Annotated in this window: 17 protein-coding genes and 2 pseudogenes; 7 read left to right on the top strand and 12 right to left on the bottom strand. The window is 68.8% G+C overall.

What is annotated here, in order from left to right; all coding sequences use genetic code 11:
- Positions 1 to 42 precede the first annotated feature (42 nt).
- A complete protein-coding gene (locus tag ACI2LP_RS20055) occupies positions 43 to 282 on the bottom strand; it encodes a helix-turn-helix domain-containing protein (RefSeq protein WP_404725842.1) in 240 nt (79 codons plus the stop codon).
- A 194-nt stretch (positions 283 to 476) separates the two neighbouring features.
- On the opposite strand from ACI2LP_RS20055, the pseudogene ACI2LP_RS20050 reads away from it, so the two are divergent.
- Positions 477 to 776: pseudogene (locus ACI2LP_RS20050) on the top strand (alanine dehydrogenase); the annotation flags it as partial.
- Positions 777 to 1,595: an alanine dehydrogenase gene (locus tag ACI2LP_RS20045; protein WP_404726206.1), complete on the top strand. Its 819-nt coding sequence runs from the start codon at positions 777 to 779 to the stop codon at positions 1,593 to 1,595.
- Positions 1,596 to 1,868: 273 nt separating this feature from the next.
- On the opposite strand, the gene ACI2LP_RS20040 is transcribed toward ACI2LP_RS20045, so the two are convergent.
- From ACI2LP_RS20040 to ACI2LP_RS20015, 6 genes are all read right to left on the bottom strand, one after another.
- Complete coding sequence (locus tag ACI2LP_RS20040) at positions 1,869 to 2,078, bottom strand: hypothetical protein (RefSeq protein ID WP_404725841.1); 210 nt, start codon at positions 2,076 to 2,078, stop codon at positions 1,869 to 1,871.
- A gap of 26 nt (positions 2,079 to 2,104) precedes the next feature.
- Positions 2,105 to 2,221, bottom strand: coding sequence for a DUF6233 domain-containing protein (locus tag ACI2LP_RS20035; protein WP_404725840.1), 117 nt, complete (start codon positions 2,219 to 2,221; stop codon positions 2,105 to 2,107).
- Positions 2,222 to 2,385: 164 nt separating this feature from the next.
- On the bottom strand, positions 2,386 to 2,907 hold the full coding sequence (locus tag ACI2LP_RS20030) for an HAD domain-containing protein (RefSeq protein WP_404725839.1): 522 nt from the start codon (positions 2,905 to 2,907) through the stop codon (positions 2,386 to 2,388).
- A 165-nt stretch (positions 2,908 to 3,072) separates the two neighbouring features.
- On the bottom strand, positions 3,073 to 4,899 hold the full coding sequence (locus tag ACI2LP_RS20025) for a choline/carnitine O-acyltransferase (RefSeq protein ID WP_404725838.1): 1,827 nt from the start codon (positions 4,897 to 4,899) through the stop codon (positions 3,073 to 3,075).
- The gene (locus tag ACI2LP_RS20020; RefSeq protein WP_404725837.1) at positions 4,896 to 5,753 is read right to left on the bottom strand and encodes a class I SAM-dependent methyltransferase; all 858 of its coding nucleotides are present in this window, start codon (positions 5,751 to 5,753) and stop codon (positions 4,896 to 4,898) included. Before ACI2LP_RS20020 ends, ACI2LP_RS20025 begins: the two co-directional genes overlap by 4 nt.
- A gap of 82 nt (positions 5,754 to 5,835) precedes the next feature.
- Positions 5,836 to 6,705, bottom strand: a complete 870-nt coding sequence (locus ACI2LP_RS20015) for an arpA protein (protein WP_404725836.1) — start codon at positions 6,703 to 6,705, stop codon at positions 5,836 to 5,838.
- Between the two features lie 186 nt (positions 6,706 to 6,891).
- Here ACI2LP_RS20015 and ACI2LP_RS20010 point away from each other — a divergent pair, with 186 nt between their 5' ends.
- Positions 6,892 to 7,485 carry a GNAT family N-acetyltransferase gene (locus ACI2LP_RS20010; protein WP_404725835.1) on the top strand — a complete coding sequence of 198 codons (594 nt, stop codon included), beginning with the start codon at positions 6,892 to 6,894 and terminating at the stop codon, positions 7,483 to 7,485.
- An 18-nt stretch (positions 7,486 to 7,503) separates the two neighbouring features.
- Here the strand turns inward: ACI2LP_RS20010 and ACI2LP_RS20005 are convergent, their stop codons facing one another.
- On the bottom strand, positions 7,504 to 7,845 hold the full coding sequence (locus ACI2LP_RS20005; RefSeq protein WP_404725834.1) for a putative quinol monooxygenase: 342 nt from the start codon (positions 7,843 to 7,845) through the stop codon (positions 7,504 to 7,506).
- A 15-nt stretch (positions 7,846 to 7,860) separates the two neighbouring features.
- On the opposite strand from ACI2LP_RS20005, the gene ACI2LP_RS20000 reads away from it, so the two are divergent.
- Positions 7,861 to 8,751, top strand: coding sequence for an MOSC domain-containing protein (locus tag ACI2LP_RS20000; RefSeq protein ID WP_404725833.1), 891 nt, complete (start codon positions 7,861 to 7,863; stop codon positions 8,749 to 8,751).
- Between the two features lies 1 nt (position 8,752).
- Here ACI2LP_RS20000 and ACI2LP_RS19995 read toward each other — a convergent pair whose 3' ends face one another.
- Both ACI2LP_RS19995 and ACI2LP_RS19990 read right to left on the bottom strand, forming a co-directional pair.
- Positions 8,753 to 10,087, bottom strand: coding sequence for a glycoside hydrolase domain-containing protein (locus ACI2LP_RS19995; protein ID WP_404725832.1), 1,335 nt, complete (start codon positions 10,085 to 10,087; stop codon positions 8,753 to 8,755).
- Between the two features lie 153 nt (positions 10,088 to 10,240).
- On the bottom strand, positions 10,241 to 10,555 hold the full coding sequence (locus ACI2LP_RS19990) for a hypothetical protein (RefSeq protein WP_404725831.1): 315 nt from the start codon (positions 10,553 to 10,555) through the stop codon (positions 10,241 to 10,243).
- Positions 10,556 to 10,676: 121 nt separating this feature from the next.
- Here ACI2LP_RS19990 and ACI2LP_RS19985 point away from each other — a divergent pair, with 121 nt between their 5' ends.
- Positions 10,677 to 11,039 carry an arsenate reductase family protein gene (locus ACI2LP_RS19985; RefSeq protein WP_404725830.1) on the top strand — a complete coding sequence of 121 codons (363 nt, stop codon included), beginning with the start codon at positions 10,677 to 10,679 and terminating at the stop codon, positions 11,037 to 11,039.
- 38 nt (positions 11,040 to 11,077) lie between these two features.
- Here the strand turns inward: ACI2LP_RS19985 and ACI2LP_RS19980 are convergent, their stop codons facing one another.
- A complete protein-coding gene (locus ACI2LP_RS19980) occupies positions 11,078 to 11,581 on the bottom strand; it encodes an oxidoreductase (RefSeq protein WP_404725829.1) in 504 nt (167 codons plus the stop codon).
- Positions 11,578 to 12,519, bottom strand: a complete 942-nt coding sequence (locus ACI2LP_RS19975) for a class I SAM-dependent methyltransferase (RefSeq protein ID WP_404725828.1) — start codon at positions 12,517 to 12,519, stop codon at positions 11,578 to 11,580. Before ACI2LP_RS19975 ends, ACI2LP_RS19980 begins: the two co-directional genes overlap by 4 nt.
- A gap of 101 nt (positions 12,520 to 12,620) precedes the next feature.
- Here ACI2LP_RS19975 and ACI2LP_RS19970 point away from each other — a divergent pair, with 101 nt between their 5' ends.
- Both ACI2LP_RS19970 and ACI2LP_RS19965 read left to right on the top strand, forming a co-directional pair.
- Positions 12,621 to 13,640: a hypothetical protein gene (locus ACI2LP_RS19970; protein ID WP_404725827.1), complete on the top strand. Its 1,020-nt coding sequence runs from the start codon at positions 12,621 to 12,623 to the stop codon at positions 13,638 to 13,640.
- Positions 13,641 to 13,883: 243 nt separating this feature from the next.
- Positions 13,884 to 14,498, top strand: a pseudogene (locus tag ACI2LP_RS19965) (hypothetical protein); the annotation flags it as partial.
- Between the last annotated feature and the right edge of the window lie 221 nt (positions 14,499 to 14,719).

Genomic DNA, 14,719 nt, shown 5'->3' with positions numbered 1-14,719 from the left:
CGTCGGCCGTGCTCTTCCCTCACCGGAAGGCACGGCCGACGGTCATTTGGTCCGGTGTACGGGGGGCTTGATCCAGCGGCGGAGAGCGTCAGGGTCGTAGCGGAGATGTCTCCCGACGCGGAATCCTGATGGTCCGGTGCGCTTGCGGCGCCACTGGTAGACGGTCTCCATGGGCACCCCAAGCAGCGCCGCCACGACGCGCATGCCTGGCCCACCCACGTGGTGCGCCTCAAGAATGCGGGGAGTCAAATTCCTTGGAATTAAAGGAAATTGATGGCCCATCAAATTGCGGCTACCGTGACTGCGGGATTTTGCCTGGCGTCCGTCTTGGCGACGCATCGATGGCCAGGTGGTGGTCGGGGCCCCGCTTCGGCCTGCGTGCCAGCTCCTCATGATCACGCGTCCGTGACGTGCTGATCTATGCTGGACAGCATCACTCGAAGGGGGTGCACGTGCACTTTCTCACTCTCGGAGTGATGGCACAGTCACGTAAAGAGAACGAGCGTCGACTGCCGATTCACCCCTCACACTTCGACCAGATCGACTCGGACCTCCGCGAACGCTTTTTCCTTGAACGCGGGTATGGGGAGCGCTTCGGCATCCCCGACGAGAAGCTGGCGCCCCTCGTCGCCGGGTTTCGCTCCCGAGAGCAGCTCATCACTGAGTGCGATGTCGTCCTGCTGGCCAAACCGCTGCAGGAAGATCTCGAGGAACTGCGTCATGGACAGGTGCTCTGGGGCTGGCCGCACTGCGTCCAGGACAAGAGGCTCACTCAGGTGGCGATCGACCGGAAGCTGACGTTGATCGCCTTCGAGGCGATGAACCACTGGACCAACGACGGCTCGTTCAACCTGCACGTCTTCCACAAGAACAACGAGCTGGCCGGCTACTCCTCCGTACTTCACGCCTTGCAGATCAACGGTTCGACGGGCGACTACGGCCGTCGGCTTCGAGCGGCCGTGCTCGGCTTCGGCGCGACCGCCCGCGGAGCCGTGACCGCTCTGAGCGCGCTGGGCGTGCACGACGTCGACGTCCTCACCCAACGTGGCGTCACAGCCGTCAGCTCGCCGATCCATTCGGCGCGGATCATACAGTTCGACCGTGACGAAGCTGACACCCGCCGTAGTTACGCCCTCTCCGACGCCGGCCGAGTACCACTGGCCGGATTCCTCGCCGAGCACGACATCATCGTCAACTGCGTACTGCAGGACACCGCGGCGCCGCTGATGTTCCTCAGCGACGACGACCTCGATCTGCTCGCACCGGGCACCCTCATCATCGATGTCTCCTGCGACGAGGGCATGGGCTTCAGCTGGGCGCGGCCGACATCGTTCATCGAGCCGACGTTCGTGGTCGGCGAGAACGTCCTCTACTACGGCGTGGACCATAGCCCGTCCTACCTGTGGAACTCCGCGACCTGGGAGAACAGCGAGGCTCTGCTCCCCTTCCTGCGGGCCGTGCTCACCGGACACAGCACCTGGGAGTCCAACGAGACCATCCGCCGCGCCATCGAGATCCGCGACGGTGTCATCCAGAACCCCAGCATCCTGGCGTTCCAACACCGTTCGGCTCAGTACCCGCACCCGCCTGACTGACCGACACGATCGATGCAGGTCGCAGGCGCCTCCGGCGCCTTCCCTCTTGCTCTTGTTCAGTGTCAGCCCGTGTAGTTGAGCTGTTGGAGCATCCGTGCCGCGGTCCATCAAACTCCCTCGGGCCGTCCGAGGGCGGCCGGTGATAGCCAACAAGGACCAACGGTGACCGTCCCGCCGCTGGTAACCACGAGCGGACCGCCGATTCGACGAGGTCGTACCACCACGGACCAACTTCCTGCGCAACAAGAAGCGCGAGGGCGCGCCGCTCCACGGTCAGCCCGCGCTGTATTTGTGCGGGCGGCCGCCCTGCCACTCCACCTGTGCGGGACCGTCCAGCGCTTCCCAGGCGTCCGGCATGCCCGCGCGGCGCAGGAACTCGATCAGGTCGTCGCTGTGCGCAAGGCCCGCGATCTGGGCACGGATCGTCACCCTCCGGCCGCCCGTGCCGGTCGGGCGGTGCACGACGATCGGCGCATCGCTCATGTCTTCAGGCTGCGACGGTTCGCGGTTCACAGCACACCCAGGTCGGTGTCGGGTCGGCAGTACGCGCACGCAGTGATGCCTTCTTCAGTGATCGCGCGAAGAGCTTGCTCGCGAGTCAGCGGCTTCGTGTGCGTGCCCGTCATGCCGTCGCTGCCGCACCAGTCGTGCCGCTGGTCCGGAAACGACTCGCCCTTCTGCGAGACGACCCGATGGAGGAGCCCGAAGTCAGGGACGCCGCCGGGGCGCGGCTGGCAACCGCCGACTGATCCGAATCCGGGCTTCGGTGCGCATTGGCTCCGGACTGTAGTCAGCCCGCCCGCAGCCACGTGTCGAGAGCGTCGAAGTCCTCGTCTGTGAGGCCTCGTCGAGGGTCGACGCGATGTAGAAGGGCTCTTCCTGGGTGGTGCGCTGCCATCCAGTCCCGATCGACATCGGTGATCTCATCGTCGACCCAGGCGAATGAGCGCCCGGCTGCCCACTCGAGGAGAGTGCGGGTCTTCCAATGGAGCCCGCTGCGCTCATCCTCGTCGGACGACTCCGGCCAGATCACCACGGGCAACTCCGGCAGGCCGATCCGCGGCGCGATGCACTCGTTCGCGTCTGACATCCACGTCGTAGCCCACACCAGGTCGCACGGTAGCGCCAGCAATCGAGGCCCGTGCGCGGGGTTGATCCTGGTCAGCAGCGGATTCGCGTAGGCCTCCAGCGGTTCGGGGCCTGTCTGATACGTCGGATACCCGTTCCGATGTTGTTGCGGCGTCGCCCCGAACGGAATAAGGGGTCCGTCGACATCGAGAAAGAGTAGTGAATGCTGTGCAGAACCGGTCACGACTGCACGGTAGCGATCCTTCCCGCTGGTGCGGCAGCCGGTGAATATCGTGCGGACCTACAAGCCGCAGCGCTGTCAGCAAGAGCCGGCGGTCGGTGAGGGCTGAATGAGGGCCGACACCCCGATGCGGTGTCGGCCCCGTCCACTCCAGCCCCGGCAGCCGATTCAGCCCTCGGACCGCTCCGGCGCCAGCAGCTCCCGCAGCTCCGCCACCGCCTCCCGGAGCCGCTCCGCGAACACCCCCATCTGGTCCGCCACCGCCAGCGGCGTGCTCAGATAGATGTTGAAACGCTCTGGCAGCAGCACATAGGCCACGCCGATGCACTGGAGGCTCGTAGAGCCGAAGCCGAAGTACTGGATGTTGTGCGACGGCGCCGAGCTGGTGCTCAGGTAGTCGTCGCGCATCGTCAGCCAGCCCGGCGACCGGTACAGCGCAGGCTGCTCAAGCACTCCGAGCTCCGTACCACGCCGGCGCTGGATCAGCTCAAGCTCCCACAGGTGCTGCTCTGGCACCTGGCCGGCCTGGCACTCCTTCGCGCGTGCCACATGGGCCTCCGCGGCGGCCCGGAACGCGGCGCGGCGGGTGGCCGTGTCCGTCGACGGGTCTTCCATCGTCGACACGAAAGCCACCATCTCGGGGGTGACCACGCGCATCGCCTCGGTCCGCCCGTGCTGGTACTGCCGGGTGGCGATCGATTCGTACGTCGCGCCCAGGTGCCCCTTGGCCCGCTGGTGGGCGAGCTGGTACGCGACCTGCACGAATGCGTCCGGTGAGACCCGCAGTGTCTTGGCGGCGCTGCTGCCGAAGTCCGCGAAGGACACGGTGCGGGTCGCGGTGTTCTGCCCGTACGCCGCAAAGGCATCGGCGGCCGAGCGCGCCTGGTCCCGCAGGGCCTCGTCCAGTTGGAAGACGATCGGCTCCAGCGCCGGGAGGCCCTGGGCCAGTGCGCCGGACTGGCGGGACTGTTCCTCGGCCGGGGTGCTGAGCAGGGCGTCGGTGAAGCTGAGGATGGTGGTTCCGTCCAGCTCACAGTGTTCGACGTTGATGCCCGCCCGGCCATCGGCGAAGACGACGAAGGACACGGCCTTGTCGAACCAGCGGTTGCCGCGGTCGCCGTACAGCAGCTCGTCGCACGCCTCCTGGATGTCCGCGGGTGCGAAGTCCTCCAGAGCGACGCAGAACAGCGCGGTCTCGACGTCGTCCAGTGCCTCCGCGTTGCGGGGGTGGCAGGCGAGCAGGGACTCACGGGCGGCCGCCCATTCCGCCCGGGCCATGGTCGTGAGGTGGCCCACGGACGTGTCCGCAGGTTCGGCACCCGCCTTCATGACGGCGCGCAGGCCCGCCTCGAGGTCGTCCAGGCTGTGCTGGACACCGTCGGCCCCGAGCACGTCCAGCCGGAACATGGCGCCCCGGAAGAACACCACGATGTGCCGGGCTTTGGACGGGCCCGGCTGTGCCTCGCTGTAGGGGGCGCGGACGGTGTCCTGTTGCGCTCCGGGGATCCGGGTGGTGGAGAACAGGTACTTGTTCTGCACCATCGACTGGGGCTGCCCGCGCTGCACCACCGGCGCGATGAGCTCCTGATCGAGCTGCCGCTTGTAGTTGAGGGCCCCGGCGATGAGCCCGGCCGCCCGCTCCACCTGCGGCCGGTCGGAGTCCTTGAACAGGAAGAAGAAGTTGGCGTTGAGCGCGATCCGGTCCCGGCGGCCCAGGTAGCGGTACGGCCAGAAGGTGTCGAGCCAGCTGTGTACGCCTTCCGTCGCGTCGTACTCCGCCAGCGCGGCGTGCAGCAGGCGGCCCGGGCCGTCGGGCCGCAGGAAAGCGGTCACCTCGGCCTCGGTCGCCGCCAGCTCGTCGGCGGTCAGCAGCGGCGCGCACCAGGCGAGGAACCTCTCGCAGCTTGCCTCCAGCGTGGGCAGCGGCACGCGCGGCAGCGTGTCCTCGTACGCGAAGGTCGTTGCTGCTCCCTGACTGGCCTGACTGGTGTTCAATTCTGTTCTCGATTCCGTTCGTTGGGACCTGACGTGCGTGTGCGTGCGCCGTACGGCCGGGAAAGGTAGAGCTCTGCGTACAGCCAGCCTTCCGCTTCCAGGCCCTGCGCATCCACCCCGTTGGCAGACATCGTGTCCAACACGAGCGTCTGTTCCTCCTCGGAGGCGAACCGCCGCTGCTTGAAAACACCTTCGACGCGGACGGTCCGGTAGCCCAGTTCGTCGAGCGCGCGCTCGACGGGGTCGAACGGGAACATCCGCAGCACGAAGTGCGCCATCCAGGGCAGGCGACCGCCCTGCGCCCGCACGACGCGGGTGAGTGTCCGCTCGGTGACATAGCCGAGGCAGCCCGTCGAGATCACCAGGTCCGTCCCGGCGAGCTGGGCGCCCTGCGGCGGTGTGGGCTCGTGCTCCTCCAGGTCGGCGTGTACCGCGTCGTCCAGGAAACCGGCCCCGAGTGCGTACGACAGCGCGCTGTCGGAGGCGTCCAGGCCGACGAAGCGGATGCGCTGCGCGGGCTGTCGGGACCGGGACAGCTCCCGGTCCCGGGCCAGCAGGGCTTCGCGGCTCTCCCTCTGGCTCTTCTCGTCGTCATAGCGCGCGTACAGCTCGTCCATGGTCGCGTCGTACTTCAGCAGGGCTGCGTTGATTCCGTACGAACACCCTATGTCCAGCACTTGCGGCACCGCGACGTGCTGGGAGTCCCGGTACTCCTTGATGAGTTTCGCGAAGTAGGGCTTGGCCTGTTGCGGAACGCAGTAGCCGAGCGGGCGCAGCACGTTGAAATACGCGCGCGGATCGGGCTGCGTGTAGATGTGGTCGAGCGAGACTTTTCCGGTCGCGTCGAAACGCACAGGGCTTACTCCTCCGTGGATCGCAGAGTGGGGAAACGGCCTACGACGGCTGCGGTCGCCCGCGCACGGCCTACGCCGCCCGCTAATCCAGCAGCCGATCGCCCCGCACGGCCCGGCCCTCGGCCGCCACATGCTCGGGCAGTACCCGGCCGAAGAGCTGCCGGGTCCGTGCCACGCTCCCGATGACGCCGGGGCGCTCGCTGTAGGCGAATATCGTGGAGTGGCGCGCGACCTCGCCCTGCACGGGGCTCACCCGGTGCAGCGAGTAGCGGCCCTTGAACAGCTGCAGGTCACCCGGTTGCAGGGGCAGGCGCCGGATCATCCGCTCGCCCCGGCCGTCCAGTACGTCCCGGACGTCGTCGAAGCTCTCGTCCTGCGCGGACCTGATGTTCGGGCAGTACTCGAAGACGCCGCCGGACTGTGCTTCCTGGGTGAGCATGCTGACGGTGAACTCGTTGGTGTCGAAGTGCCAGGGGTGCTCCATGCCGGGCTCGACGACGTTGAGAACGAGCCCGGAGAGCGGGTCCGCCAGCTCGTGCAGCTGCGGCAGTCTGAAGCAGTCGGCGACGAAGCGCTGGAAGGCCTGGTGGGAGTAGAGCCTGCTGATGAGGGAGCCCGCGGGGATACGGTCCCGCGCGACGAAGGCGTTGCCCCGCTGGAAGGTCCTCCGGCCGGGGTGGTCCGGAGGCAGAGCCGAGTCGACCGCGATGTTGTAGACGTTGACCGTTTCGACGTCGAAGTGCGCGCGGGGGGCGATGGCCGAGCACTCCTGCCGCAGGACGTCGCGGAGCGCGGGACGGATGAAGTCCGGCAGCACGGTGCAGCCGACAGCCGCCAGTTCGCGCCGGGCGCGGGAAATCACGGCCTGCCCCTCGGCGCTCCCGGGTTCGGACAGGGGATATTGAGCCGTGTCGACCACCTGGTCAAGCGTCATTGCTTCCAAAGTGCTCATTCGATCCTCTCCACGTGCGGGCAGATCGTCGACTCTTCAGCAACTCACCTGAGGAGTACCGGGGTTGAAGCTCCCACAGCCCCGCCGGGTTGTCTGTGACACGTCGCACTAAGATGGCGCGATTGCGTCTTGCACTAGTGCAAACCAGGATTGCAGCTAGTACAGAATGGAGCTACCGTTCCAGTCATGCCTGCCAAGACACCGCTGCCCGTGACGCTGACCGGCCACTACGTCCGTCTCGAACCGTTGACGATGGATCACCTCCCCGATCTGTTCGGCGCAGGCGGCGGGGACGACGAGGTCTGGCGCTGGCAGGGCGGGCCGACGCCGCATACGCAGGACGAGCTCGGCCAGAAGCTGCGCGCGCTGCTCGATGACGCGGAGCGGGGCGAATACGTGGCGTTTGCCGTCATCCACCGGGCCTCCGGGCAGGCCGTCGGCTGGACCACGTACATGGACATCGACACGGCGGACGAGCGCCTGGAGATCGGCTGGACCTGGTACGGGCGCGCGTTCTGGCGGACTGCCGTCAACACCGAGACGAAGCTGCTGTTGCTGACGCATGCCTTCGAGGAACTCGGCATGGGGCGCGTCCAGTTGAAGACCGACCATATGAACCAGCGGTCGCAGGCTGCCATCGTCCGCATCGGGGCGCAGCGTGAGGGCGTACTGCGCCGCCACCGGCAGCGGCCGGACGGCACGTGGCGGGACAGCGTGTACTTCTCGATCCTGATCGAGGAGTGGCCGGCGGCGAAGGCGCGCCTCAGTGCCCGGGGCTGAATCCGGCCGGCCCAAGCCTCAGGCAGGCTCGGTCGCCGAGATGCGGTACTTCTGCACATCTGCGTCGACGATCGCCACCAGCTGGTCCGGCGCCGGGCCCGAGTCGCGGAACGCTGTCAGGGCCTCGTCCGACTCCCAGCGTTCGTAGACGTTGATACGGGTCGGGTCGAGCGGGTCCGGTGAGAGCGCGAAGTCCAGGCAGCCGGGGGCCGTACGGGCGTGGGTCACGACCTCGCGGCAGCCGGTGAGGAAATCGTCGCGGGCCGTGGCAGCAACATGGAGTCGTCCGGACACGATGAGCATGTACGTCTCCCTGGTGGTCGTCAGGCTGATCGTCTCACCGGTCGGCGCGACACGCACGTACGATCGGTCGGCATGGGGATCACTGTGCAGAAACTGACGTACTACCCGGTCAAGGGCTGCGCCGGTACGGATGTCGAGTCCGCCCGGGTCGGTGAGACAGGGCTGGAGCACGACCGCACGTTCATGGTCGTGGACGCCGCGGACGGTACGTTCCGCAGTCAGCGGGCGCTGCCCGCCATGGCCGCGATCCGGCCGGAGACCGTCGACGGGGGTGTCGCGCTGCGACTGTCCGCGGGCGGGGTCGAGAGCGTAGTGCTGGAGGTGGACCCGGACGGGGAGCGGCGGCCGGTGAGCATGTTCGGCAGGGACATCGGGGAGGGCGCCGATCAGGGGGACGCGGCCGCCGAGTGGTTCTCCGAGGTGCTGGGGGCGAAGTCACGGCTGGTGCGGGTGCCTTCGGGGTTCGACCGGGACGGGTGGGGCGAGACGCCCGGCAAGGTCGCCTTCGCGGACGCGCATGCGGTGCTGGTGGCGTCACAGGCGTCGCTCGACGGGCTGAACGCGCGGATCGCGCAGCGCAGTGCGGAGCGGGGCTCGGGACAGGGCGCGGAACGAGGAGCAGGGCCGGGCGCGGCACCGGTGCCGATGGACCGCTTCCGGGCGAACATCGTGCTCGACGGCTGCTCCGAGCCGCACGCCGAGGACGAGATGCGACGGCTGGAGATCGGGACGGTCCGGCTCGCCTACGCGGTACGGGCGATGCGGTGCAGCGTCCCGATGGTCGACCAGCTCACGGGGCTGCGGGCCGGTCCCGAGCCGATCCGTACGCTCGCCACCTACCGGCGGGAGCCGGAGTACGAGAACAAGGTCAGCTTCGGCATGAAGGCAGCCGTGGTGCAGCACGGGACGCTCGCTGTCGGAGATCCCGTGCTGGCCACCTGGGCGTCCGGCGCGGCTGCCTGAGTCAGCAGCGGGGAACCGGCTTGCTGTAGGTCGTGTTGCTGGGTGTCGCCACGTAGTAGTCCGAGACATAGCGGCCGCTGTCCATGCGGTCCCAGACGCTGGTGGTGCCGACCTTCGAGCCCGGCCGCTGGCAGTACACCCACGCCAGGGACCCGTTGGGAGCCGTCCCTGCCACGGCGTACGACGTGCCGGGGCCGGTGTGTTCGGCGAGGCCGCTCGCCGCGGTGGTCTGGTACGGGTACGTGCAGCGCGGCAGCGGGGCGCTGTAGTTGGTGTTGGACGGGGTGCTGACGTAGTAGTCCGTGACGTACGAGCCGTCGGAGAGCTTGTCCCATACGCGGGTGCTGCCGACGGTCGAGCCGGGCGCCTGGCACACCACCTTGAGGGCCGCCCCGGGCGCGTAGGACTTGGCGACGGGGTAGACCGTCGAGGGGCCGGTGCGGGCGTTGAGCGTGGTGGAGCTCGTCACCGTGTAGGTGTACGCGACGGTGGCGACCGGTGTGTTGAGCCGGTCGGTGTCGATGTTCAGCGTGACGCCGCCGTACGTCTCGGTGTGGTCGCCCTTGAACTGCTTGGCCCGCTGGGTCACGGCCCACTTGGCGTCGGCGATGTTGGTCCAGCCCGTCAGGGAGTCGACTCCGTCGTAGCGGGCGATCCACAGCGCGTCGGGACGGGCGTAGGCGGTGGAGGTGTAGGCGTCGGAGAGCTGCTTGGCTCCCTGGTTGAGGTTCATGTAGACGCCGGAGACATAGCCGAGCCGGTGCAGCTCCTTCGTCCAGGCGGAGGCGTACGACAGGACGGCGACCTTGCAGCTGTCGTCGGTCTGGGAGTAGTTCTCGATGTCGTTGTAGAAGGCGCTGCCGGGCTGCATACCGAGCGCCTTGGCCTTGGCGATGGCGTCCGCGGCCGCCGCGGTGCCCTGGGAACGGGCGGTCGCCGGAACGGTGCTGATCTTGGCGTCGGTGGGGCGGCCGCCGCACGGCGGCTGCAGGCCCTTGTAGATGGGCAGCAGACGCCACTTGAGCGCCGACACGGACGCGACCCACGACGCGGTCAGTTGGGGCTGGGCGCAGGTGCGGTTGACGCCCCCGATGTAGACGCCGATGGCGCGGTACGGGGAGGCGCTCCACGCCTGGATCGCCGTCAGCGGCGGTGCGGTACAGGTGTCGAAGGCCAGTCCGGAGTAGCGGGTCGCGCTCGCTCCTGAGGGATAGGCGACCGCCGTGGCCGGTTCGGCGGCGGCGGGTGGGGCGAAGGTGAGCGTGGTGCCGGCGCTGAGGACGCCGGCGGCGCAGAAGACGAGGAATCTTCGAAGGGTGCGGTACGGATGCGACATGGCTGGCCCCCGGGGCTGCTCGAACCGAGTGGGTTCAGAATGCCCCAATGTGTGCCAACTGCACCCTGTGCCGGTGTGGTTTCTTGCCCGTGTCGAACCTGCCGCCGTCACCCGGGGTGACGGCGGCAGGTCATGCCCCTTGCTCGACCTGGCCTATCGGCCGTAGCGGATCAGCGCCCGCACCATCCGGCAGGTCGTGTCCGACGGCGGGTGGATCCCGATGCGCTCCGCCGTCGCTCGTATCTTGATGTTGTCGGCCGTCGCCGGGTGATAGACGCCCGAGTCGAGCAGGGCGATCGACAGGCGCATGGCCTTCAGGCGGCGGTTGTGGGAGACGTACCACTCGCGCGGCTGTCCGGCCGGGAGCGGCTTCTTCTTCAGCGGGTGCTGCGAGGACTTGGTCTGGTTCGTCGACTTCGTCTTCTTGGTCGTCTTGGTCGGCTTCGTGATGAGTGTGGCAACGGCCATCGGCAACCTCCTGGCGCGGTGGCGGGACCATCCCGAACTACTGTTCAGTCTACTGGCCACCACTGACAATCGCCGCTGGCCAGGGGGTGTTTGAGGGGCATCTGAGCGGTACCGTGGCGGGATGGAGATCTGGATCAACCCCGCGTGTTCGAAGTGCCGCAGCGCCATCAGCCTGCTCGACGAGGAGGGTGCCGAGTACACCGTCCGGCGCTATCTGGAGGACGTGCCCAGCGCGGACGAGATCCGCGCCGTCCTGGGGCGGCTCGGTCTTGAGCCGTGGGACATCACGCGGACGCAGGAGGCGGTGGCGAAGGAGCTCGGGCTCAAGGAGTGGGTGCGGGACGAGGATTCACGCGACCAGTGGATCGAGGCGCTGGTGAAGCACCCCAAGCTGATTCAGCGGCCGATCATCACGGCGGAGGACGGGACGGCCGTCGTGGGGCGTACGGACGAGGCGGTACGGGACGCGCTCGGCCGGTCCTGAGACGTCAACGGTCCGAGGACGTCACTGGTGCTGGGACGTCAGAGCGGTACGGCGTACCAGCGGCGGTGCGTCAGCGGTTCGACGAGCAGCACCCCCACCGATGCCGCCGCCGCGACCGTCGCCGCCGGGAGAGAGCCCCAGGCCGCCGCGACCGCGGCGGCCAGGACGACGAAGGGGCGCAGCAGCGTCAGCGGGCCGAGGCCGACCACCACCGCGAGGGTGCCCGCGCGGAACGGCGCCCACAGATAGCAGGCCAGGCTCACGACGACGGCCGCCGCGTACGGAACGAGGACGATGAGCATGCGGCGGGCCGCGGCGTCGAGTTCGGCGTAGCGGTCCGCGGGCGTGGCGGCCGTGAGCAGGAGAGTGCCGGCGAGGGCCGCGGTGAGCGCGAGCGCGGGTACGCCCAGGGCGAGACCGCGCCTCGCGGCCACCGCGTTGGCCGCGGTCTTGCGGATCCGGCCGTCGCGCCCGGCGGATGCGCGGAAGCCCGCGAACGCGGCGTCGGCCAGGGCGAGGGCGGTCAGCAGCAGCGCATTCACCGGAGCTCCCGTTCTCCGACGAGACGGCCGGAGGCCCCGCGCCCGAGCGCCTCGCGCAGGGCCGGGAGGAGCGCGGGGCGTACGCCGATGACGGGTCGGAGCGTGGTGCAGAACGGGTTGCTCCGGCCCCTCGGTTCGTAGACCAGCGGGACCATGCCCTCGGCGTGCGCGGCAGCGCGCAGCAGCGTCGCGTCGTCGTGGGCGCGCCGGGCGGAGACCACCCCGTCGTGGCGGCCGAGCGGGTCGCGCATCCTGGCCCGGTGGAAGATGTGTGCGCCGATGGGGGCGAGGCCGGTGGCGGCGATGTCGTAGTGGCAGAAGGCGGCGGCGCCCGCGGCGGCCTGGGCGGCGAAGAAGCCGTCGAGGTCGGGGGCGGGGAAGTGATGGAGCACGCCGGTGGAGATGTAGACGGTGGCGGGCTCGTCGAGGACGAAGGCATCGCCGCGGACGAAACGGCAGGGAAGGTTCTCGTCCCGGGCGAGGCGGTCGGCCTCGTCGACGAGAGCGGCGTTGAAGTCGACACCGACGAGGTCGACGGCATCGGCCGTTCCGTCGGGTGCCAATACGCCCGACGCCGCCAACCGGCGCACCAGGTAACCCAGGCCGCAGCCCACGTCCACGACCCGCAGCGGTGACGTCGGGTCGGCTGTCCTCACCGCCGCGAGAATCGGGCGAAGCAGCTCTGCGATGCGGTCGCCGATCCTCAACTCCTCGCTCAGGCGCTGCAGTTCCGTGTGAACGGCGACGAGCCTTCGGTCCACCGCGTACGGATCGAGCACACCGTCCCCGTCGCACACCAGCCCCGCGGCGATCCGCGCCCCGCGGCGGTCGCCCGCCGCCGTCAGGCGGGCGACGATCTCGTCGCGCCGCACGGGCAGGCGTTCCAGGGTGCGCGGGTCGTGGGCCACGACCAGGTCGGATATTTCCAGCAGATGCACGCGGGTACGGTACGTCAACGGCCGAGGACGTTCGCGGTCCGGTCGTCCGCGGTCCGGTCGTCCGTACCGACGGGCTTGGGTGACGAGCACACGGGGGCGGAATGACGGAGCACTACCAGGGCGCGCCCGACGGCCTCGCGGCCGGCCGCATACCGGCCGAACCCGGGCTCGCCTTCTATGTCGACGTCATTGCGAGCGGATCCGTGCGCGGCGCCGATGCCCGGTGCACGCCCGACGACGTCTCCGCCCTGCTCGGCACGGACTGCTTCGAACACCCTCAGAAGGATCTGCTGTACCGCAGCTACGGGCCGAACGGACTGATCGACTTCTGGTGGCAGCGCTGGGAACCCGACGGGGACTGGGTCGGGCACTACTTCAGCCTCAAACCGCGCCGACTGGAAGTTCCCTTGCTGCTGGCCGACTTGAGGCAGGCAGCCCAGGCGGCCGGCTGCCCGCTGAGCGAGCCGGTCCCGGACAGTTCCGGTGGCTATGTGCGGTGTCACCGGCGTGCGAGCGGTGTCGAAGTGATCGCCGACGACGAAGGTGAAGTGTTCTCGATCACCGCGAACGACTTCCTTCCTCCGCCGAGACCATGGTCCCGGCAGGCCGTGCAGGACTCGCTGAGGCATCTGCTCGGGATTCCGGACACGGACCGGCGGCGCTGGGTGGAACGGCGGATGCCGGAGCCGCCGGAGCTGGAGGACTGGTGGGACAGTCTCCGGCGCGAGTGCAGTCATCAGCTCGACCTGGCGGCACCCGGCGAGCGTGACGCCTGGGTGCGGTTGCGGCTCTGGCTGGAGCTGCATGCGGCGGAGTCGGGGGCCTTCGACCGGGCGCACTCCGCCATGAACCTCGCGTACGTCGTCGACCAGCTGAAGGCTCCGGAGCCCACCGCCGACGAGGTCGTACGGGGCTGTCTCGACGCACTCCCCGTCGCCCGGGCCGATGTGCCGACCCGGGACAACACCGCGCTCGCCCGCCGGAATCTGGACGCGATGCGTATCTCGCGCGGCGCCAGGGACCTGGTGGATGCCGCCCTCCTGTGTCGTGATCGCGTCCAGGACCCCGAGCTGCGGGGCGAACTGGCCGCCTGGGCACGGCTCCTGGACCGGTTGTTCTGAGGTCAGCGCTCGTCCGTGCCCCACCGGCGCAGGCGCGACACTCGGGGTCCTTGAACGCGCTGTGCCGCGCTCTCCCACCCGAGTGGGGCGTGAGTGGGAACTCGGCTCAGAAATCGGCCGATAACTCGCTGAGCTGCGCCAACCTTAAGAAAAGTTAAGGAAGTTGTGGGTGAGACCGCTGAAACGAACCAGATGGCTACTCGTACGTAACGGCACACGGAACCGACCCGACAGGAGTCCCACGTGTCGCGCAAGAAGACCCTCAGCGGTAAGAAGAAGATCGCTCTGCTCGTCGGCGCCGCCGCAGTAGTGGGCGGTACGGCAGTGGCCATGACCGGCACCAGCAACGCGTCGGTGGCCTGCGACGGACTGACCCAGGCCCTGAAGAACAACGAGAACTTCATCGCCGGCCAGCGTGCCAATCCGGACGCGCAGTCCGAGGCCCGGATCGCGAACCGGCAGGCGGTCATCGAGGAGATCAAGCGGAAGCAGGCGGCTTCCGGGTGCGAGGTGGCTGGCGGGGGAGGTGAAGCCGCTCAGCCGCCCGCGGAGGACCAGGGCGGCGGCCAGAACAGCGACCAGGGCGGAAACCAGGCCGGCGGACAGGCCAACGGCGAAGTCGTCTGCGCCGGGTCGACCGTCACCCTGTCCGGCGAAGGCGGCGCACCCGCCGCCTCCAGCAACCAGTTCCCCGTCGGCACCACCCTCAAGGTGACCAACCTCGACAACAACAAGTCGACCACGGTCAAGGTCACCTCGACGTCCGGCAGCTGCGCCCTGCTCAACAACGCGGCCTTCGAGCAGGTCCGCGAGCCCGGCAAGAACCTCATCCGCAAGGCCAGGATCGAGAAGATCGGGAACGGCGACCAGGCCACCCAGCCCCCGGCCGCCGAGCAGCCGCCCGCGGACAACCAGGGCGGCGACCAGGCCGGCGGCGATCAGGCCGGCGGCGGCCAGGCGAACGGCCAGGTCGTCTGCGCCGGCTCGACCGTCACCCTGTCCGGCGAAGGCGGCGCACCCGCCGCCTCCAGCAACCAGTTCCCCGTCGGCACCACCCTCAAGGTGACCAACCTCGACAA

It is taken from the genome of Streptomyces sp. NPDC019890 (assembly GCF_044903445.1).
GTDB lineage: Bacteria > Actinomycetota > Actinomycetes > Streptomycetales > Streptomycetaceae > Streptomyces.
This window is presented reverse-complemented; position numbering and strand designations above follow the sequence as displayed.